The organism is Paenibacillus chitinolyticus (assembly GCF_045038035.1).
GTDB lineage: Bacteria > Bacillota > Bacilli > Paenibacillales > NBRC-103111 > Paenibacillus_F > Paenibacillus_F chitinolyticus_A.
The window spans coordinates 4,228,913-4,248,062 of sequence record NZ_CP173427.1; the positions used below are offsets into that span (position 1 = coordinate 4,228,913).

Annotated in this window: 20 protein-coding genes; 13 read left to right on the top strand and 7 right to left on the bottom strand. The window is 54.8% G+C overall.

Features of this window, described 5'->3' with window-relative positions; genetic code table 11:
* Window positions 1–221: 221 nt before the first annotated feature.
* From ACI48J_RS19045 to ACI48J_RS19070, 6 genes are all read left to right on the top strand, one after another.
* Window positions 222–1,424: an MFS transporter gene (locus tag ACI48J_RS19045; RefSeq protein ID WP_405079748.1), complete on the top strand. Its 1,203-nt coding sequence runs from the start codon at window positions 222–224 to the stop codon at window positions 1,422–1,424.
* Complete coding sequence (locus ACI48J_RS19050) at window positions 1,417–2,199, top strand: ABC transporter ATP-binding protein (RefSeq protein WP_326056406.1); 783 nt, start codon at window positions 1,417–1,419, stop codon at window positions 2,197–2,199. The genes ACI48J_RS19045 and ACI48J_RS19050 overlap by 8 nt, the downstream gene beginning before the upstream one ends.
* A complete protein-coding gene (locus ACI48J_RS19055) occupies window positions 2,196–3,593 on the top strand; it encodes an ABC transporter permease (RefSeq protein ID WP_405079750.1) in 1,398 nt (465 codons plus the stop codon). The genes ACI48J_RS19050 and ACI48J_RS19055 overlap by 4 nt, the downstream gene beginning before the upstream one ends.
* 17 nt (window positions 3,594–3,610) lie before the next feature.
* Window positions 3,611–4,708 (top strand): efflux RND transporter periplasmic adaptor subunit, encoded by a 1,098-nt coding sequence (locus ACI48J_RS19060; protein ID WP_405079752.1) that lies wholly within the window; start codon window positions 3,611–3,613, stop codon window positions 4,706–4,708.
* 143 nt (window positions 4,709–4,851) lie between these two features.
* Window positions 4,852–5,499 (top strand): nitroreductase family protein, encoded by a 648-nt coding sequence (locus ACI48J_RS19065; protein WP_326056413.1) that lies wholly within the window; start codon window positions 4,852–4,854, stop codon window positions 5,497–5,499.
* 114 nt (window positions 5,500–5,613) lie between these two features.
* Complete coding sequence (locus ACI48J_RS19070) at window positions 5,614–6,438, top strand: GNAT family N-acetyltransferase (RefSeq protein WP_405079754.1); 825 nt, start codon at window positions 5,614–5,616, stop codon at window positions 6,436–6,438.
* 76 nt (window positions 6,439–6,514) lie between these two features.
* Here the strand turns inward: ACI48J_RS19070 and ACI48J_RS19075 are convergent, their stop codons facing one another.
* The gene (locus ACI48J_RS19075; protein WP_405079755.1) at window positions 6,515–8,758 is read right to left on the bottom strand and encodes an MMPL family transporter; all 2,244 of its coding nucleotides are present in this window, start codon (window positions 8,756–8,758) and stop codon (window positions 6,515–6,517) included.
* 258 nt (window positions 8,759–9,016) lie between these two features.
* On the opposite strand from ACI48J_RS19075, the gene ACI48J_RS19080 reads away from it, so the two are divergent.
* Entirely contained in the window at window positions 9,017–9,646 is a 630-nt protein-coding gene (locus ACI48J_RS19080) for a TetR/AcrR family transcriptional regulator (protein WP_326056417.1), read from the top strand.
* A gap of 111 nt (window positions 9,647–9,757) precedes the next feature.
* On the opposite strand, the gene ACI48J_RS19085 is transcribed toward ACI48J_RS19080, so the two are convergent.
* On the bottom strand, window positions 9,758–9,955 hold the full coding sequence (locus ACI48J_RS19085; protein WP_009675016.1) for a cold shock domain-containing protein: 198 nt from the start codon (window positions 9,953–9,955) through the stop codon (window positions 9,758–9,760).
* Window positions 9,956–10,025: 70 nt separating this feature from the next.
* Window positions 10,026–10,760: a class I SAM-dependent methyltransferase gene (locus ACI48J_RS19090; RefSeq protein ID WP_405079757.1), complete on the bottom strand. Its 735-nt coding sequence runs from the start codon at window positions 10,758–10,760 to the stop codon at window positions 10,026–10,028.
* Window positions 10,761–11,024: 264 nt separating this feature from the next.
* Here ACI48J_RS19090 and ACI48J_RS19095 point away from each other — a divergent pair, with 264 nt between their 5' ends.
* The 5 genes from ACI48J_RS19095 (at window position 11,025) to ACI48J_RS19115 (ending at window position 15,262) form a co-directional block, all read left to right on the top strand.
* Window positions 11,025–11,258, top strand: coding sequence for a hypothetical protein (locus tag ACI48J_RS19095; protein WP_036740500.1), 234 nt, complete (start codon window positions 11,025–11,027; stop codon window positions 11,256–11,258).
* A 322-nt stretch (window positions 11,259–11,580) separates the two neighbouring features.
* A complete protein-coding gene (locus tag ACI48J_RS19100) occupies window positions 11,581–12,417 on the top strand; it encodes a TerC family protein (protein WP_326056423.1) in 837 nt (278 codons plus the stop codon).
* Window positions 12,418–12,577: 160 nt separating this feature from the next.
* Window positions 12,578–12,766 carry a hypothetical protein gene (locus ACI48J_RS19105; RefSeq protein WP_042230884.1) on the top strand — a complete coding sequence of 63 codons (189 nt, stop codon included), beginning with the start codon at window positions 12,578–12,580 and terminating at the stop codon, window positions 12,764–12,766.
* A gap of 236 nt (window positions 12,767–13,002) precedes the next feature.
* Window positions 13,003–14,793: an oligoendopeptidase F gene (pepF, locus tag ACI48J_RS19110; RefSeq protein ID WP_405083252.1), complete on the top strand. Its 1,791-nt coding sequence runs from the start codon at window positions 13,003–13,005 to the stop codon at window positions 14,791–14,793.
* Between the two features lie 79 nt (window positions 14,794–14,872).
* Window positions 14,873–15,262 carry a lipopolysaccharide assembly LapA domain-containing protein gene (locus tag ACI48J_RS19115; protein WP_405079758.1) on the top strand — a complete coding sequence of 130 codons (390 nt, stop codon included), beginning with the start codon at window positions 14,873–14,875 and terminating at the stop codon, window positions 15,260–15,262.
* A 372-nt stretch (window positions 15,263–15,634) separates the two neighbouring features.
* On the opposite strand, the gene ACI48J_RS19120 is transcribed toward ACI48J_RS19115, so the two are convergent.
* Window positions 15,635–16,516, bottom strand: coding sequence for a DUF92 domain-containing protein (locus ACI48J_RS19120; protein WP_405079759.1), 882 nt, complete (start codon window positions 16,514–16,516; stop codon window positions 15,635–15,637).
* A gap of 152 nt (window positions 16,517–16,668) precedes the next feature.
* Between ACI48J_RS19120 and ACI48J_RS19125 the strand changes: the two genes are divergently transcribed.
* The gene (locus tag ACI48J_RS19125) at window positions 16,669–17,001 is read left to right on the top strand and encodes a hypothetical protein (RefSeq protein WP_326056438.1); all 333 of its coding nucleotides are present in this window, start codon (window positions 16,669–16,671) and stop codon (window positions 16,999–17,001) included.
* An 81-nt stretch (window positions 17,002–17,082) separates the two neighbouring features.
* Here ACI48J_RS19125 and ACI48J_RS19130 read toward each other — a convergent pair whose 3' ends face one another.
* Genes ACI48J_RS19130 through ACI48J_RS19140 form a run of 3 tightly spaced genes read right to left on the bottom strand, consistent with a single transcriptional unit; the run spans window position 17,083 to window position 19,073 of the window.
* A complete protein-coding gene (locus ACI48J_RS19130; protein WP_405079760.1) occupies window positions 17,083–18,198 on the bottom strand; it encodes a CapA family protein in 1,116 nt (371 codons plus the stop codon).
* Window positions 18,170–18,400 (bottom strand): hypothetical protein, encoded by a 231-nt coding sequence (locus tag ACI48J_RS19135; RefSeq protein ID WP_405079761.1) that lies wholly within the window; start codon window positions 18,398–18,400, stop codon window positions 18,170–18,172. The genes ACI48J_RS19130 and ACI48J_RS19135 overlap by 29 nt, the downstream gene beginning before the upstream one ends.
* A gap of 46 nt (window positions 18,401–18,446) precedes the next feature.
* Entirely contained in the window at window positions 18,447–19,073 is a 627-nt protein-coding gene (locus ACI48J_RS19140; protein WP_405079762.1) for a fumarylacetoacetate hydrolase family protein, read from the bottom strand.
* Window positions 19,074–19,150: the final 77 nt, after the last annotated feature.

A 19,150-nucleotide genomic window follows, 5' to 3' on the forward strand; every position in this document is an offset into this window, starting at 1 on the left:
GGACTAATGAACGGACCCCAACGCCTCTGAGCCGGGATATGGCACCGGATTTGTTCGTATAGGAGCAACCGGGATAAGTAGCCGCCCCTATTCTCCAAACGACTGCCGATAGCGGTGAAATGCTCAATTGCGCCACTGCCTGCGGCCTCCGTATACTGGATGGAAAGAATAAGGGACGCCCTTACGGCGTCCTCCGTTTTTTTACAGAACAAAGAAGACAGGTGGTCGCCTTGAAAAAACAAAATGATTTCGTCTTGCGGGGATTTACGTTTTCCTATTATATGATGATGGCCATTATCGCCTCATTCTTCCCTCTTTACTTCGATTCGCGCGGCTATTCCAAAGCCGAGATCGGACTACTGTACTCCATCGGGCCGATGGTCAGCATCTTTGCCAACCTCGCCTGGGGATTCGCGAGCGACCGGCTGCAAAAGATCAAGCCGATTATGATCACCCTGTATGTCGGACAGCTCGTTTTTGTCGTCTCCATGTTCGGAACCGATTCGTTTACCGTGCTATACGCCTTGATGGCCGGGTTTTACTTCTTCCAGCAGCCCGCCCAATCCCTGAACGACAGCCAGCTCCTGCTGCATGCCAGCCAGACGGGAAAGAGCTATTCCTCCTTCCGGATATTCGGCTCCATCGGCTTTGCTTTCTCGGCGCTTTTTTTCGGGCTCCTTATAAAAGAAACTAATATCGGCCTTACTTCGTCTATTAGTATAGCGGTTATTGTCATCGGGCTGATTTTCACCTTCGGCCTGGTCGATACACGGGTTGCTTACAGCAAAATGGACTTTAAGGGCATGGGAAAAGTGATCGGTTCTCCCCGGCTGCTGATCTTCCTCCTGCTCGTCCTTATCATGTCGATTTCGCACCGGATCAATGACGGCTTTCTGGCTCTGCATCTGCGCGAGCTGGGGGCCTCGGATATGACGGTCGGTACGGCGATGATGCTTTCGTCACTAAGCGAAATTCCGGTGTTTTTTCTGCTGGGCAAATACGGGAACCGCTACAAAGAGCTGCCGCTTCTGGCCATTGCCGGATTTATGTACGCCATCCGCTTCCTGATCGTCAGTCTGTCGGATCATACCGGCTGGGTTCTGTTCGCGCAGACGATGCACAGCGTGACCTTCGGCATTTTCTTCGTCACGGCGCTGCGCTACCTCGCCCAGATCATTCCGGATGAGTACAGAGCGTCCGGGCAGGCTATTTTCGCCGTTACGTGGGCCGGCCTTGCCGGGATCATCAGCGGAAGATTCGGCGGCCTGATCTATACGGATTACGGAAGCACGGTCCTCTACGGAATCGGATCGGGGCTTGCCGTTGCGGCTGCGGCCGGTTTCCTCGTATTCCATGCCCGTCTGAACGCGCTGGAAGCCAAATTAACTGCTATTTCAACGAAAAAGGAGGATTCGCATGCTTGAGGTAAGCGGGCTTTCGCATACCTTTCTAAGCGGTACGGAACAGTCCCAGGTGTTGAAAGACATCAATTTTACCGTGAACAAAGGAGAAATCGTAGCCCTGCTCGGAAGCTCCGGCTCCGGTAAATCCACCCTGCTCAACCTGATGGCCGGACTTATGAAGCCGACGGAGGGCAGCATTCTGATCGACGGACAGCCGATCGAGCGCATGAGCGAAAACAAGCTCGCCGAATTCCGGCGCCATCATATCGGATTTATTTTTCAATCCTATGAGCTCATCTCGCATTTGACCGTCCGGGAGAACGTCGAGCTTCCGCTCGTCTTTCAAAGCGTCAAGCCCGGCGAACGGCGCGAGCGCGCCATGAGTCTGCTAACGCAGGTCGGACTGGCGGAGAAGACGGAACTCTTCCCCTCCCAACTGTCCGGCGGACAACAGCAGCGCGTATCGATCGCGCGTTCGCTGATCACCCGTCCTCCCGTCGTCTTCGCGGACGAACCTACGGGGAATCTGGACACCAAGACCGAGAAGGAGATCATCGACCTGCTGCTCGAATTGAACCGCACGCTTCAGCTAACGTTCATTATCGTCACGCATGAACGAGAAGTGGCGGCCAGAACGCAGCGGGTCATTCAGCTGAAAGACGGACGGCTCGCCGAAGACAGCGATTACCTGCACGGTGAGGATGAGACGGCTGCGGCCCTGGCCGATGAAGCTCCTCCGGCAATCGCGCCGGATCCCCTGCTCCACGCCGGACAAGCCGGAGGTGAGCGGCCATGAAGATGCGCGATTACATGGGGCTCGGCTGGGATCAGCTCAAACGCCGGAAAGTCGTCACCGCTCTGTGCGCGCTCGGGATTTCCATCGGGTCCGCCGCTATCGTTGTCGCCCTCGCCGTAGGGGAATCCGCTTCTCACTACAGCGAGCAGCAGATGAAAGCGTACCTGAAAACCGATGAGATTACGATCCGCAGCGACCAGAGCCAGGACCGGGGGTCAGAGGGCTCCGCACCGGACAAATCCGGGTCCGCTGCCGGCTCCATTACAAATCAGAAGCTCGATCTGATCCGGACGCTGCCGCACGTCAAAGCCGTCGCCAGCTTTCAGCAGGTCGGTCACTTCTTCTTTAAGCTCGACGACGGCAAAATCGGCAGTTTCGAGCTGGTCGCCACGGATCTGGATACGCTCGAAAAGTTCGGGCACGAGTTCCAGCAGGGCGGTCCTTCCGATATCGAAAACACGATTATTTTGAACCCCGGCGCCACTATGGGACTTCTCGACGAAGAAACCATGAAGAACCGGGATCGTCAAATGCGGGCGAATCAGAACGATCCGGCGATATGGGAAACGTTCCGGGAATTCGATAAAATTCCGACATCTCTTTATCAGAAGAAGATTACGCTGACGCTGGAACACCCAAGCGCATCGGAAGGCAAAGCGCAGGCGCAAATCCCCGTACGAGTCGCAGGCGTCCTGAAAAAAGGGGAAAGTGTGCCCGCCAATATGGTTATGTATGACAAGAAAGGGTACATATCCCACGCCCTTGCCAAACAAATCCGCGAAGCCATTAAAGCTTCGGCACCCCCGGACAGCGAAACTGCCAAGCGGATGGGAGCGGGCGAATCCTACTCGGAGGTACTGGTTAAAGTCGAGAACTCGAGCCATATCGAAACCGTCGACAAGCAGATTCAGAAGCTTCGTCTGAATACCCAGAACAATCTTCATCAGGAAGAGAGAATGCAGGGAGAATTCGTCATCATCCGGGTCGTCTTTCTCGGCGTCGGATTGTTCGTCCTGTTCATCGCCTCCATTTCCATTGTGGTTGCCATGACAATGTCCACCTACCAGAGACGACGCCAAATCGGCATCATGAAGGTGCTAGGAGCCAATCTGAGGCAAATCCGTAACATGTTCATCGTAGAGTCGGCGCTCCTGGGGCTGCTGGGCGGAATTCTCGGCATTCTGCTGTCCTACTGGGTCGTCTGGGGGATTAACGCTCTAACCTTCATGATGGGCAAAAATTCTGCGGGCGAAGACTCTCAAATCTTGTTTATCTCCACCTGGATCCTTCCCGTAGGTCTCTTCTTTGCCATCATGACAGGGGTTCTCTCAGGTATCTATCCCGCTGTGAAAGCGTCCAAAACCGACGCCCTGACAGCTATCAAACGCGAATAGGAGTGAAAACGGTAACGATGAAGAAAAAAGTGTGGGCACTGGCGGCGGCGGTTGTCGTCATAGGAATCAGCGCGTTTTTATACATAAAAAGCCATCCTCAAACAGGTCCTAATCCCGCCGATATGGCGATGAACAATCCCCTTTCTTTCAAAGTGACCCGCGAAGAGCTGGTCGGCTCCATTGAAGTGAAAGGCAAATCATCTTATGAAAAAGAGACCTGGGTACACGCCCCGTTCAGCGGGGATATCGTGAAGTGGAATGTAACCGAAGGCGCTCAAGTGAAAAAGGGCGACTCTCTTTTCGTCCTCGACAGTACGGCAATCGAAGCCGAAATCGTTCAGATGCAGGCCAATCTGAAAAAACAGGACCTGGAAGCGCAGCTCGCCAAATTCCAGGAGCGTTCCGCCGATGCTCCGGCAGGTTCCGGCGAATCCGGCGGCATGTCGGAATCGGACGCCAAGAAACGCTATGTCGATGCCGAAAGCGCCAAAGTCCAGGCCCAGCTCAATACCATGAACCGCGAGACGGCCCAGAATCAGCTGGGAGAAAAACAGAAAATGCTCGCCAAAGCGAATTTTAAAGCACCAGAAAGCGGCATTTTTCTTTTCGAGGATTCGTCCAAAATTCCGCAGGCCCTTCAGGCCAATAACCGGATCGGCAAAATTGTCGATTTGTCCAAGCTGGAGCTGCTCTGTTATGTGGGAGAATTCGATGTTTTCCAAATCAAGCCGGATATGCCGGTCCAAGTCAAGATCAATGCACTTGCAGACGTTCCGCTGAAAGGCAAAGTCAAACAAGTGTCCAAATTCGCCAAATCGGGAACGGAAGCGGCGGCGGCCTCCGCCACAGCCCAGTTTGAAGTCATCGTCTCTCTGGAGCCCAACGACAGGCTTATCGCCGGACTCAGTTTAACAGGGACCATTGAAACGGCCCGCAAGGCCGACGCTCTTGTCGTTCCTACCCTTGCCGTACAGCGTGATAAAGACAAGCATTTCGTCATGCTTGAGACACCGGGCGGCGTGGAGCGCAAAGAAATTGCAATCGGCATGGAAACCGCCGATAAAACCGAAGTGATCAGCGGCTTGAACGAAGGAGATACCGTCGTCCTCCAGTAATCATTCCGGGCCGAGAAGACCGCTTGTCCGTCATCGGCTTTCCCTATGCAAACTGCCGGATTTGGACTATAATTAGGAGAAGATATTAGTACCAAGTCTTAAGAACAGTATCCAGGAACCAGCGGAAAGTAGGGACTGTACGCATGAACTATGAAGATTTCAAATCCGTCGTGCTCGAAAGACGGAGCGTCCGGAAATTTACGGAAGACCCTGTCTCGGTTGAGGACGTACGCGAACTGATTGACTGCGCCAGATACGCACCGAGCGATACAAACTCACAAACATGGAAATTTATTGCCGTCATGAACGGCGACCTCATCAAAACGATCGAAGACGTAACGTGGGAAGAACTCCACAAAAGAGCGGCCGATGCCGAAGAACGCGGCTTATCCCGTGAAGGCCGCCTTCTCGTCAAGTCTTTCGGACCGTATGCGACCGCGTTCTCAGGCGCGCCCGTGCTGATTATTTGCCTGGCCACCCCTTACGCGTCCAAATTCCGTGAGCGCATTTTCGACCCGATCGAACTCGTGGAAAACTCCGTTTGGGATGAAGAAGGCATCAAGAGCTCCTGCCTCGCCGCCCAGAACCTGATGCTTGCCGCTCATGCGCGCGGCTTGGCGACTTGTCCCATGACCGGACCGGTCCTCCTTGCCCAGCACAGGCTCCGCGAGCTTCTCCCGATTCCGGAAGAAGCGCAGGTCAACATGGTCATCGCCCTCGGTCATCCGCAGGAACGTCCGGGCAAGCTGGCCCGTAAAGAAGTGGATGAGATACTCGAAATCATCAACTGACCGAACTAACGCAGGCAAACTTTCAAAGCCTCCCCTTTCCAAACCGGAAACCGGGAGGCTTTCTTTTCACGTTTTCTATTTATGCTCACCCCGTAACAAACTTCAGGAGGCGGTATGATGGCACAATTACCCGTACTTACACAAGAACTTGTAAAGCGCCTGGAGCAGGCGGAAACGGCTTTCTGGACCTCGCGCGTAGAAGCCATCGGAAGCCGCGAAGGCAACCCGATGGGCGTTCATACGGCGCGGTTCGGTCATACAAGCGCGATTTGCACGGAAAATATGCCCTGGCCCTTGTTCAACACCGTCAGGGGCCTGGGTTCCGGCGATGTCGGAGAACTCGGGGCGATTCTCCGTTTTTACGCGGAATACGGCCGTTCCTGCACGTTCGAGCTCACTCCCGGCAAAGCGGACAAGTCCGTTACATACGCGCTGGCACGACAAGGCTTTTATCAGGAAAGCTTTCACGCTTATATGTACGGTCTGCCGGAACCTATCGCTCCCGTGCTCCCGCCTCACATCCGGATTGAGCCGGTAACGTCGGCAGACCGGTTCGACCTATACGGGGAACTGCACTGCCTGGGAACAGGGATGGAGATTAGCGCGAAGCAGCATTTCATCGACAACAACATCGTTCTGCTTAACCGGCCGGGATGGCATATATACGTGGGCTATGTAAACGACGAGCCGGCCGGCATCGGCGTGATGCACATCGACGGCGACATCGCTTCTTTCACCCTGGCCGCGACCGTGCCGCAGTACAGGGGCCGCGGCCTGCACTCCGCTATGCTGCAGGTGCGCATGCATGAGGCGGCCAAACGAGGCTGCCGGCTAGTGGCCGCGCAGGCCGCCTTCGGCAGCGTGAGCCAGAACAACATGGAGCGTGCCGGCATGAGGCTCGCCTATACGCGCGCCGTCTGGAGCGCCTTGGGCGAGTAGCCCGGCGCGGCCGCCCTGGCGCGGTACACAAAAAGGGAGAGCGGAACGGCTAATGCCGCTGCTCTCCCTTTTTGTGTCAATTTCCCGGCCGCGATGCGCTCCGCTCGCCCGCCGGCGTTCCCGGCTTGCCCGGCCAGAAGGCCGCTCTGCCGAGCAGAAGCGTGATCGTCGGCACAAGAAACGGACGGACGATGAACGTGTCCAGCAGAACGCCGACCGCACAGATCACGCCGAACTGCACGAGCACCTGAATCGGCAGCACGGACAGCACCGCAAACGTGCCTGCCAGAATCAGTCCCGCCGAAGTGATCACACTGCTCGTCGAGCTGACGCCAAGCCGGATCGCTTCTTTCAGCTTGTGCGTTTTGCTTGCTTTCCATATCCCCGATACCATGAAAATATTGTAATCTTCGCCCAAAGCGACCAGGAACACGAACGCGTAAAGCGGAATCAGCCCCTGAATCGCTTCGGTTCCGAAGAACGTGTGCAAAATAAGCCAGCCGGCTCCAAGAGCCGAGAAATAAGACAGCAGAACGGTGGCCATCAGATAGATCATCGCAACGAACGAACGGAGGTAGACGAGAAGCAGCAGCGCGATGATCCCGATTACAATCGGGATGACCACCTTCGTGTCCTTGCTCGTCACATTCTCGGTGTCGTACTGCTCGGCGGTTTGTCCCGAAACCCTCACACGGAAGCCGGCGTCCGCAACTCCCGCATCTTGAAGGGATGCTTCCGCCGCCGCATACAGATCCGGAATGCGGTGAATCGATTCCAGCTCGAACGGATCCTCCTTGAACAGCACATCATAGGCTACGATGTCGGGATTCGTTTTCCCTTGTACAGGTTCGGAGACGGAATCCACAAAAGAGAGTGCCTTCAGTCTGGCTCCAGCATCCACCTTATTCCCTTCCGTGTCCACCATCACTTTGGCCGGAGCCAGAGTCCCCGGAGAATAGTGTTCCGAAAGCAGAGTAAACCCTTCTCTGGACGGCATCGTTTCCGGAAAAGAGGAAAGCAGATTAAATGTATATTTGATCTGCGACGAAACCCCCGCCAGTGCAATCAGCGCAACAAGGCTTATGACCAGAATCGTCTTCGGCTTTTCCGTTACCATCCGCCCCAAAGTTTCGCTCATACGCCCGACGGCCCGCTGTCCGCGGACGGGTTTTCCCCGCTTCGCTTCCTTCACGGCTCTCTGTTCCGGCGTAAGCGGAGCAAACGGATAGAAAGACTTGCGTCCCAGAATGCCTAGAATCGCCGGCACAAGCGTTACGCTCGCTGCGGCCATGATGAAAACGGCCAGAGAGAACGGGATGGCAAACCGGTGGTTGGCCCCGTATTTGGCGAAAAGCAGCGCCAGCATCGAAACGATTACCGTCAGCCCGCTCATCCCGATCGCACCGCCCGAACCGAGCAGCGCTTCTTTTACGGCGAGGTGCTTATTCTCGTGCTCCAGGAGCGCAGTCCGGTACCGGGTTGCAAAAAACAGGCAATAGTCCGTCCCCGCCCCGAAAAGCAGCACAGTCATAATCGAAATAGATTGCGCATCCACCACGATCCAGCCAAGCTGCGCCAGCTTTCCGAGTATCGGCGAAATAACGCCGTAAGCGAAGGCCACCCCGACAAGCGGCACAATCGCCATAACCGGCGACCGGTAAAGCAGAATCAGCAGCACGAGCACGAGAACGACGGTCGCCATCAGCAGCGAGAAATCCGCTCCTTTGAACAAATCGTTCGCATCCATGGAAATTCCGACTGGACCGGTAATACGCGCGATCAGGCCGTCCCCTTTCAGGTCTTTAACGGCAAAAGGATCGCTTCCCGTCACGGCGGCGGATATCTCTTTGAGCTGTGCCGCGCTCTCCTTGAGCACCTTGGTTTCCGTTTTTTCTTTAAACGAGACCGGAAGCACGATGGTGGTCCCGTCTTTGCTCACGGACTGCTTAAGGGCCGGTAAAGGCAGCTTGTCAAAAGGAGCCACCGAAGCCTGCTCCGGAAGCGGCGTTTCCGTCAGCCGGCCCGCTATTTTCTGCAGGGCGCCAAGATCTCCTTCGGTCAGTCCGGCCTGCCGGTAAAAGACCACCAGCGCCGGGACTCCGCCGCTTGCGGGAAACTGCTCTTTCTCGAGCGCCGCGGCCTGCACGGAGAGCGAATCCGCGGGAAGCTGGTCCGCCGCGTTATTTTCCTGACTGTTGACGCCAGGCCACAGAGCGCTCAGCAGAACGGTCAGCACGATCCAGACTGCTACCGTAACCCATTTGCTTCTGGGACCCGCAACCCGGGAAAGCACTCCCTCCATAAAGGACGATGATTTCATTGAGACGTTCTCTCCTTTTATCCGGATATTTAAAACGGTAAGTTCCTTCTCTATAGCAGAAAACATTCAGGCCCGCTATAATTATATATACCGGTCAGTTAATTAATCAACCAAAAATTTTCCGGTTCCCGCTTCTTATCCTTTTTTAAGAACCGCGAGACTTGCCCCTAAGGCGCTTTGACCGAGATCCTTTCCCGGTTTGTGGTATACTACTTTTTAATGAGCTTCTCAGATTCCGTTTTGAAAGGAACACTGCCAATGTCATCCACTTCCCGAAAATCTCCCGGAAGGCCCCGTTCCAGCGAGCAGGCGGCCCCCGTTTCCGACCGGATTCTCCAGATAGCCATGCACGAATTTATCCGCAGCGGATATGATGCCGTTTCCATGGACGATATAGCGAAAGCGAGCGGCGTCACCAAAGCGTCGGTCTATTATTATTTTCCGTCCAAAGCCGTGCTGCTCACCGAATCGACGATCCGGCTTATGAATGTGGTGCGTGCGGCCACGCTGAAAATTCTCCAGAAGCCCCTTCCTCTCCGGGAACGGCTGCTGGAAGTCACTTACAATCACCTTCAAGCCACGACAAGCTTCGATTTCGAGGGCTTTATGAACAAAATCGAGACCGTCCTCACTCCCGAGCAGACGGAAAATATGCGAAAAGCGGAGCATCAGCTTCTGGAAGCGCTGGCCGACGCATTCGCCGAAGCTTCGGACAAGGGGGAAATCGGCACCGCGGATTCCTGGCTCGCGGCACGTTCTTACATGGCCCTGCTTATGATCGGACACAGCAAGCAGCCCGACGGGTCGTTTACCTACCCCGACAAGCGGCTCGCCGCCGATAAAATCGTCAGCATGCTCTGGGACGGAATAGGAAACAGTCCCGCATGAGCCGGTTATCTACAAATTTAGACCGCAAAAAAGACAGTTCCCAATCTTTCGATCGGGAGCTGTCTTGGTTTGCTATGACACTATTTATAAGAAGGTGGTTATCCCTGGATCTTATAACTTGGTGACGTTAGCTGCTTGAGGACCGCGGTTACCATCCGTGATCTCGAATTCTACTTCTTGGCCTTCGTCAAGAGTTTTGAATCCATCGCCTTGAATAGCGGAAAAATGAACGAATACGTCTTCGCCGCCTTCTACTTGGATGAAGCCATAGCCCTTCTCTGCGTTAAACCATTTAACTGTACCTTTCAAGTGAACAACCTCCTAAATGTATCGCCATCTATGGCGAATATGGATATTATATCATCCTTTGTCTGCCAGTTCAACTGCCAGAAAGGGGTCTATCCGCAACTTGATGCAAAGTCAAGTAGTCCCTCGAACCCGGGATAAAAGCGAGCCGTGTCGGCCTATATACGGCGGTGACACCCTCTCCGGCTAGCTCTGCCAGCAGCTCGGGAAGCTGAGGATACAGCTCTCCGCCGAATGTCAGCAGCGGATAAATCCGCACTTCTCCGCCCGGTTTACAAACCCTTAGCAGTTCTCTCATCGCCTGGAGGTGAAATTCGGGGCTGAACTGCTCTCCGTACAGAAACAGGAAGTGGCTGCACAGCACAAGATCGAACTCGCCTTCCGAGTACGGAAGCTCCGGCAGCGAAGCCGCCGTGTATCTCTCTCCGCGGGAAGCGGGATTCGCATAATCGGCGGCGAAATCCGCGAAGGATCGTTTGCGCAGCTCCTTCAGGAGCTCGGGCCCCCCGTAGAAATCCCAATTGTACATGTGTCTTCTCTCCGTCAGCTTGGCAATAAACCGGTCGATCTCCTCCAGACCCAGCCCTTCGATTTCCGAAGGCTCCATTGCATACAGGGGATCTGCCGCACTGGCCTTGATTTCCCTGCGGGAAGCCTCGGCCGTAAATGCCGAAGCGCCGGCGCCGGTATCGAGCACGCGCTTGCCGCGCAGCTTCTCCGGCTCCAAGTCAAACATCCGGACGTATTCCTCGAAATTGCGGCATGTCATAGCGACACCCGTCTGCTCATAAAAGCGTTTTGTCTCCATCTCAACTGCACTCTCCTCTTCTCGGCTCATCTCAACTGATTTTCCGTCCCTGCGGACGTACGGATAAGCGACGGCGGCTCTCTATCTACCCCATCCAACTTTTCCCATAAAGATTGAATGTATTGTACCACCTCCGCCCGATCCAAGCTAGTGAAATTTTCAATCCCTTATGCTAAAGTAAGATGCAAGCGGTTGGGGCATTCTTACCTTTATATTCGTCCCTCATCCTTCAAACCAGATTAAAGGAGAATTCTCATGTCACACGTGATAAAAAAACATGTCATCTTCAAAAGAGACAAATGGAATATGGTTACGGTTGAAGTGAACGGTTCCCGGCTTGTCGCCAGGGAAATTTCGGACCAATGGGGCGAAGACACCCATACTTTTCTCAGCCGGCCGGCTTTGATGCATTGGGCTCAGGAAAGATTCCCGCGGGATTCGTTCGAAGGAACCGACGAAGAATATGACGCCATGATGGAAGCTTTCCGCAACGTCTGAATCAGGCGAACAAATGTCTTGACGTAATTGCGACACGCGCGGTATACTGAGCACATAAAACTAAATGTACGGGACAGTCAAAGGGGAGTAGCTTCTACAGTAAAGTCGTCAGTTCGGGTTGGACAACAGCCCCGGCTTTATTGGCAACGAGAGTTGTTAGCAAGACCTTTGCCAGCACGCTGGTAAAGGTCTTTTCTTCTTCGCTGGAGAAAAATGCCTTTACCGGATAATTCGGTAAGGCATTTTTTTTGTAGGCTGCCGCCGAATTAGAAGTCCCTGACTTGCAAACCCTATTTTAAGATGAAGGAGTGAACTCACTATCATGGATTGGTTCTCAACAGCATCCTTGCTTACCTTACTCAACATCATTATCATCGATCTCGTGTTGGCGGGAGACAACGCCATCGTCATCGGGATGGCTGCCAAAAACGTACCCAAGAACCTGCAGAAGCGGGTCATCCTTTGGGGGACTGCAGGTGCGGTCGGCATCCGAGTAGTCGCGACCGTTCTCGTTGTGTATCTACTTCAAATTCCCGGCCTGCTCTTCGTAGGCGGACTGCTGCTGGTCTGGATCGCGCTCAAGCTTCTCACGGATAAAAGCGATCATGACAATATCGCGGCTAAAAATACGGTCGGAGCCGCGATCACGACCATTATCGCGGCAGACGCGGCAATGGGCATCGACAACGTGATTGCGATTGCCGGCGCGGCTCACGGCCATATCGGCCTCGTCATTATCGGACTGCTGGTCAGCGTGCCGATCGTCGTCTGGGGAAGCACCATTTTCATTAAGGTCGTCGACCGGTTTCCGATTGTCATGTACATCGGTTCCGGGGTGCTCGCCTATACCGCCGCCAAAATGCTGACGGAAGAAAAATTCATTATGCACGATTATTTCTCCGCTAACCCGCTTGTAAAATGGCTCTTTATCGCCGTCGTTATCGTCGGGGTACTCGTGACCGGTTATGTCGTGAAAATGTCCGGTTATTCCGTTAAAATCAACGACCGCGGCCAGCTCACCCTTCCCAAGCATGTGGGCCACGCGGCCAACATCGCACCGGAAGACCGGTTCACCGTGCAGTCGGACCCGAGCGGCCGTCTCGTCTTCGTCAAGGTCGGACCGGACCATGATCCGAAGTCCGTTAAATCCGCCGGCTGACGACCGGCTCCGTGATACCGAGTAACTACCGGACCCGCCCCTTTCTGCTGAAAGGCCGGCGGGTTTTGTGCATTTGCCGGAAAAGAGGGAAAACGCCCGTATGAGGCGAAGTTGTATGGAATACTAGTTAAAATGCTTAATGGCAAGAGGTGAACGTATTTTGGGGATTTCAAACGATGCATTGCTCTTTATCATCGCGGGCTTCGCTTTCGCGCTGCTTGTGCTTTATTCGCGCAACCGCATACCGGAGCAGCTGCGCAGGCCGATGGCCATTTTCGCGCTGATCCTGGTGGTCTGTTCTTTTTCGCTGGTGGTCGTATCTCTGTTTAAATTAGGAATGGCGGGGTAAAACGCGGGCGAATTTACTTCCCAAACGCATTCCCCTATAATGATAATTAATCTTCCGATCGGTCATACTAGACGGGATTCCCGAAAAGTCAACTGGGAAAATCCGTCTGGGGAGCGTGAAACCGTATGCGCCTCTTACCGATCGCCCTTATGGCCGGATTGCTCGCGTCCACGCTGGTTCCCGACAGCGGCGCGCATTCGGCCGCCAATCCGAAATCATCTGTCAGGAGGGTTCCCATGAACCAAATTCCCGTTCGTAAAGACGTTCCGGCCGAGCACCGCTGGAAGCTGGAGGATCTTTTCGCCAATCAAGAAGCCTGGAACAAAGAATACACCGAAACGAAAGAAGCGCTGGGCAAAATCGGTCAGTTTCATGGCAAGTTAAGCGATCCTGCCGCTGTGAAGCAATGCTTCGAGCTGGAGGACGATATTTCTCTACATACCGAAAGACTTTACGTGTATTCCAACATGAAGCATCACGAGGATATGACGGATCCCACTTACCAGGCTCTGTCGGATAAAGCCCAGAAGCTCAGCGTGGAAGTGAGCCAGGCGCTCTCTTTCATCTCTCCCGAAATCGTCAGCCTCTCCGAGGAGCAGTTAAAGGCGCTCGTGGAGAACAAGGATCTGGCGCCATACAAAACGACGCTGGAAGAAATGATCCGCCAGAAGCCTCACGTGCTGTCCAAGGAAGAAGAAGCGCTGCTGGCGATGGCCGGCAATATGTCCGGCGCTCCAAGCAACATTTTCGGCATGATCAACAACGCGGACATGAAATTTCCGAAGGTGAAAAACGAGAACGGCGAGGAAGCGGAGCTGACCCACGGAAGCTACATTCAATTTCTTGAAAGCCGCGACCGCGAAGTACGCCAACAAGCTTTCAAAGCCGTTTACGAGACGTATGCCAAACAAAAAAACACGATAGCCGCTACGCTTTCGTCCAACATCAACAAGAACATTTTTTATTCGCAGGCGCGGAAATATCCGTCCGTTCTGGAAATGTCCCTGTTCGGCGACAACATCAAACCGGAAGTATACACGAATCTGATCGAAACGATTCACGAATCGCTTCCGCTTCTTCAGCGCTACATGAAGCTGCGCAAGAAGCTGCTCAAACTCGACGAGCTTCACATGTACGACCTGTTCGTGCCGCTTGTCGACGATCTCAAGATGAAGGTCACCTACGACGAAGCGAAAGAAACGATTAAGGAAAGCCTGGCACCGCTTGGCAAATCCTATGTGGAAACGCTGGAAAAAGGCTACAGCGACGGCTGGATCGATATTTACGAAAATCAGAACAAGCGCAGCGGCGCCTACAGCTGGGGCGCTTACGGCACGCACCCGTACGTATTGCTCAACCACAAAGAGAATCTGAACAGCATGTTTACGCTGGCGCATGAAATGGGCCACGCCATCCATTCCTATCTGTCGGACGAAAATCAGCCGTACCGGGACGCCCAGTACACGATTTTCCTGGCCGAAGTGGCTTCCACGCTCAACGAAGCGCTTCTGATGGACTACCTGCTGAAGCATACGGACGATCCGAAGAAGAAGCTGTACCTGCTTACTTACTATGCCGATCAGTTCCGTACGACTGTGTTCCGCCAGACCATGTTCGCCGAGTTTGAGAAAATCACGCACGAGAAAATGGAGAAGGGCGAATCGCTTACGGCGCAGGAGTTCAGCAAAATCTATTATGATTTGAATACCCTCTATCATGGTAAAGAAATGGTAGTGGACAAAGATATCGAAATGGAATGGGCGCGTATTCCACACTTCTATAACAGCTTCTATGTGTATAAATATGCGACGGGCTTCTCCGCTGCCACGAGTTTCTCCAAACAGATTCTCGACGAAGGCCAGCCTGCCGTGGAACGCTACCTCGGCTTCTTGAAGAGCGGCGGAAGCGACTATTCCATCAACATTCTGAAAAAAGCCGGCGTGGACATGTCAACTCCAGAACCGATCAAGCAGGCGATGAGCGTATTCGCTTCCGTGCTCGATCAGATGGAAGAGCTGACGAAGTAAGTCACGCGGACTTTACCCCGAGCTTAAAGGCCGATGAACGGTTTCCCGGCCTTTTCGCCGGTTTAAGGAGAGATTTTTCATGAAATCGAACCGTATTCAATGGCTGTTGATCGGCGCTCTTATTTTTGCTCTCATTACGACGGTTTTTGCCGTGGTGAACATGGATCAGGTTCGTGTCAATTTCGTGTTTATCGAAACGAACGCGCCCCTCATTCTGGTCATCGTGATTTCTACCGTTCTCGGCGGACTTATCGTCGGTCTGTTCGGCATTTTGCGTCAGGTTCAGATGCAGAAGGAAATCAAGGAGCTTCGCAAACAGCTGAAGGGAACCGCCGTTCCTGCCGATACGGAAGTACTGCCGGGCACCGCCGCCGCAGAAGCCGCTTCCGCTTCTTACGAAGATCGTCTGCCGGGTGAGGAATCTCCCGTCAAGAAAGAATTCGGCAAAAACAACTCCGGCGCGCTGTAAGAAAAACGAAAAACCTCCGTCCATGGGGCCGATAAGGCCTGCCGGGATGGAGGTTTTTTTCATGTTTCGGCGCGTTAGGCCGAAGTTTGCTGCCGCGGCCGGAACGCCGGGTAGCGGCAAAGGCCTGCGCAGCCGGCGCGTTCGTGCCGTGATGCGAAACACTGCGACGGATGCGCTTGCGGGCGTCCCATCGGCGGGAGAGCAGCTGGAGCGCCGGGCAGCGCGGGCGTGTGGCCTCGCGCCGGGTGGCGCGGAATTGCTGCGCGTTGGCGGCCCTTGCCGGATAGCAGCGCCGGGCGGTTCCCGCCGTGACGCGAGCACCATCGGCGGGCAGCGGCGGCGCTCAAAGCCCGGCAGCGGCCCCCAGGCTGTTCACAGCCAGCCTGCGAGCAGGGACACCGCAAGCGCCGCCGAGCCGCCGAAGAGCGAACCGATGACGTTCACGGCATCGTTCGTCATCCAGACGAAGCCCCGCAGCGGCTCGGCGGGCGAGCCGCAGTGTGAGCCGCGCTCGATGTCGCGGCCGCATACGGCGCAGCGGTACATCGCCTGCCACTTCGCGCCGATCAGCGAATCGGAAAGCGATCCGGCGAGACCGCCGGCCAGACCCGCTGCAAGCAGCGGCAGCAGCATCTCCAGCGGATGCTGTTGGCCGGCCGCTGCCGCCCCGGCGGCTGCGGCGCTAGCGGCTCCCGTGACGGCGCCGCTCCCCAGCCCGGCCAGCAGCCACGCCGCCGTGCCGATGAAGAGCCCGCCCGCGCAAGTCGCGAGCAGCCCGAGCGCGGTAACCCCGCCGGACGTGCCGGGGGCGACTTTGCGCCCCGTCAGGATGGAGCGGGGAGCGGTCCGGCTCAGCCCGCCGATTTCCGTGGCCCAGGTATCGGCCGTCACGGCGGCCATAACGCCTACGAAAGCGGCCCACCAGGCGGGGTGAGGGGCGAACGCCGAGCCGATGCAGAGCAGAAGACCCAGCCCCCCGTTTGCGGCCACTTGTCCGGCGTCCCGGTTGCCGCTTTTGGCGTAGCCCGATTCGATGGCCGCTTTTCGCTTGTGCTTGTACTTGGACAGCAGCGTCGAGGCAACAAAAAACGCGATCAGGGTGCCGAACCAGGCGGCCGAGCCGAGCGAATACATCAGCGTGCCCAAGACAACCGCCGCGGCCGCACCCGACACGGTCAGGGAGCGCTTCGAATAGGCCGCCCCCGCCACCAACACGCTTCCCAGCAGCCCCATCCACACATCCATTCCCGACATTCTCTCATCCCCTTCTTTCAATCATCCGAGCAAGTCAAAGCATGCCTGCAAAATCCGGCGGCTGCAAACCGCGGGTTTCGTTTTCCGTATTTCGGGTAAAAATAAGCGTAGAACCCGTATCACACATTCGTTTATGAGGGGAGATTTTAATCATGGAAACCAACCAAAACAAACCGAACGAGGACATCAACCCGATTACGGATGAAAATAAGCACAACCCCTACACCAATCAGAAAAATAACGTCCGTAAATATGAGAATGAAGATCTCGAAACCGTAAAAGAGCATGAATACCACGACGCCAAGCAAAATTCCGCGGATCGCGATATCAATGAGGTCATGAACGGCTCAATGGCGCCGAACATGGATGAAATCAAACAGCTCGGCAAAGACATGGAAGGCATGAAAACCAACGAGGACCTCACGGAAGAAGGCCTTCTTCCCGACCCGATTCAGAACGAGCGCGAGGAAGAAGCTTCCCGCTAAATTCCGCCTTAGGTCCATTATGGCAAAAATCTCCCTTTCAAGCAAAACACACCCCCGTTCGGGAGGTGTGTTTTCTGGTTTTCAGGAAGCGGGTTCGATGGCTTTGCCGCGTATCTTGACGCCGTAAGAAATGGACTGGAGAAAATCCATCTGCTTTTTGTCGTAAGCCGCGTCCCTTTTCACAATCTGATCTTTTTGAATGTAATACGGATTGAATTCTGCCGTGATCTTTCCGTTGATCAGCTTTAATTTAAGAAGTCCGGTGTCCGCTTTCGCGTCTCTCACATAATCGGGAAATAAAAAATTGCCGATGGAATACGCGATGGGCTTGCCTTTGTAAAATTCGAATCCTTGCAGAACGTGCACGTGGCTCCCGATGATTCCGTCGGCCCCGGCATCGATCATTTCTTTGGCGAAGGTCCGCTGCCACTCTTCCGGTTTGTGGTTTTTCTCCACCCCCCAGTGCATATAGACGAATACATAGTCCGCGTCCTTGCTTTCCTGCCGGATGACCGGCAGAACGGCGGATTTGTCGTAAGCCTGAGCAATCCCCGGCGTATCGGGACCCGCAAACCAGTCCCGGCTCGGAATGAACCGGGAAAAGGCAAGAAATTTGATCTTGGCCCCGTTAATTTCGACGGTTTTGGCTTTGTACGCTTCCGCAGCGTTGCGGCCGCCCCCGATATAAGGGAGCCCCGTCTGTTTCAGGTGATTCAGCGTATCCAGAAAACCCTGTCTACCGAAATCGAGCACATGATTGTTCGCTATGGAAACGAGATCGAATCCGGCATTTTTTAAACCTTTCAAGGACGGCGGGTCCGATTTGAAATTATAGAGCTGGTTCGTATCCTTCTCGGTCGCGTCGGTCACCGACGTTTCCAGATTCACAAAGGCGTAATCCGCCTTGGAGACTTCCGCTTTTACAAACTGAAAAGGATAATCCGGCCCCTTCTTCTTGATCGTTTCCTTCACGGACCAATCCATCAGTGCGTCCCCGGCAAAAATGAGATCGACGGCTTCATGATCGCCCACTTTTTTGCGGACGGCAGGAGCCGTGTCCTGCGAACCCTTCGGCTTTTCGGCCGCTTTGGCTTCCCCTGGCTTCGCCGGTTTGGCTTCTTTACTGCCTTTCGGTTCGCTTGCGGCAGCTTCCGCCGGCTCCTCCGCTTTATCCGGGACCGGAGATGCCGCGGGCACGGGCGATTTTTCCGGAGCCGGCACCGCAGAAGAGGAGGGCTGATTGTCGCCGGGCGTCTTGGCAGCCGGCTGCTCCGAAGACGATGCGGGGGGGCGGAACGGATGCCGCGTCCATTTTTATTTTGACAAGCAGCAATCCCGTAACGAGAACGGCGCTGAAGATCGCAGACACGATAAGAAGTGTCAATCTCTGTTTCTTCATCGTTCCCCTCTACTTTCCGCGGCAGGACATTTCATCCTATCCCTCCTTACAGCTTAACTGTGCAGCGGCCGAAAGTCTCCCCGCCCCAGAGAAGCTCGAACACATCCCCGTCCGCGCAGGCTCCGACGCCGGCAGGCGTGCCCGTATAAATCAGGTCCCCCGCTCCGAGGCCGTAGTTTGCGGCCACATAATCGACGATAGCCTGCAGCGGGAAAATCATTTCCCCGATGTTGCCCCGCTGGACGGTTTCGCCGTTGCGCACGGTCTTAAATTCCGTCTTTTCCAGTTCTGCGGCACCCGGAAACGGGCGAAGCGAACTCAGAGCGGCGGAGTTCAAAAATCCTTTGGCGGCCAGCCAAGGATGGCCTTTTTTCTTCAAAACGCTTTGAACGTCGCGAAGGGTGAAGTCAATCCCCAGTCCGAAAGAATCGACAAGCTCATCCACCGCCATTCCCGGCGAATAAGGCTTGGAAATATGAAGAACGAGCTCTCCCTCGTAGTGAATTTCTCCTTTGCCTTGAGGCAGCTCGAGCAAATCCCCTTCCATTGCGGCAAGCGCATGCGTCGGTTTCGTAAAGATCATCGGCTCTTCCGGCACGTCGTTGCCCAGTTCGGCGGCATGAAGCTTATAGTTGCGTCCTACACAGTAAATGTTGCGTACAGTTCCCGTCATCGGTCACTCAACTCCCCGTTCTGAATAAGGGCATTCATGGAAAAAGGCCCTCTAGCGATTATAAACGTTCCGCTAAG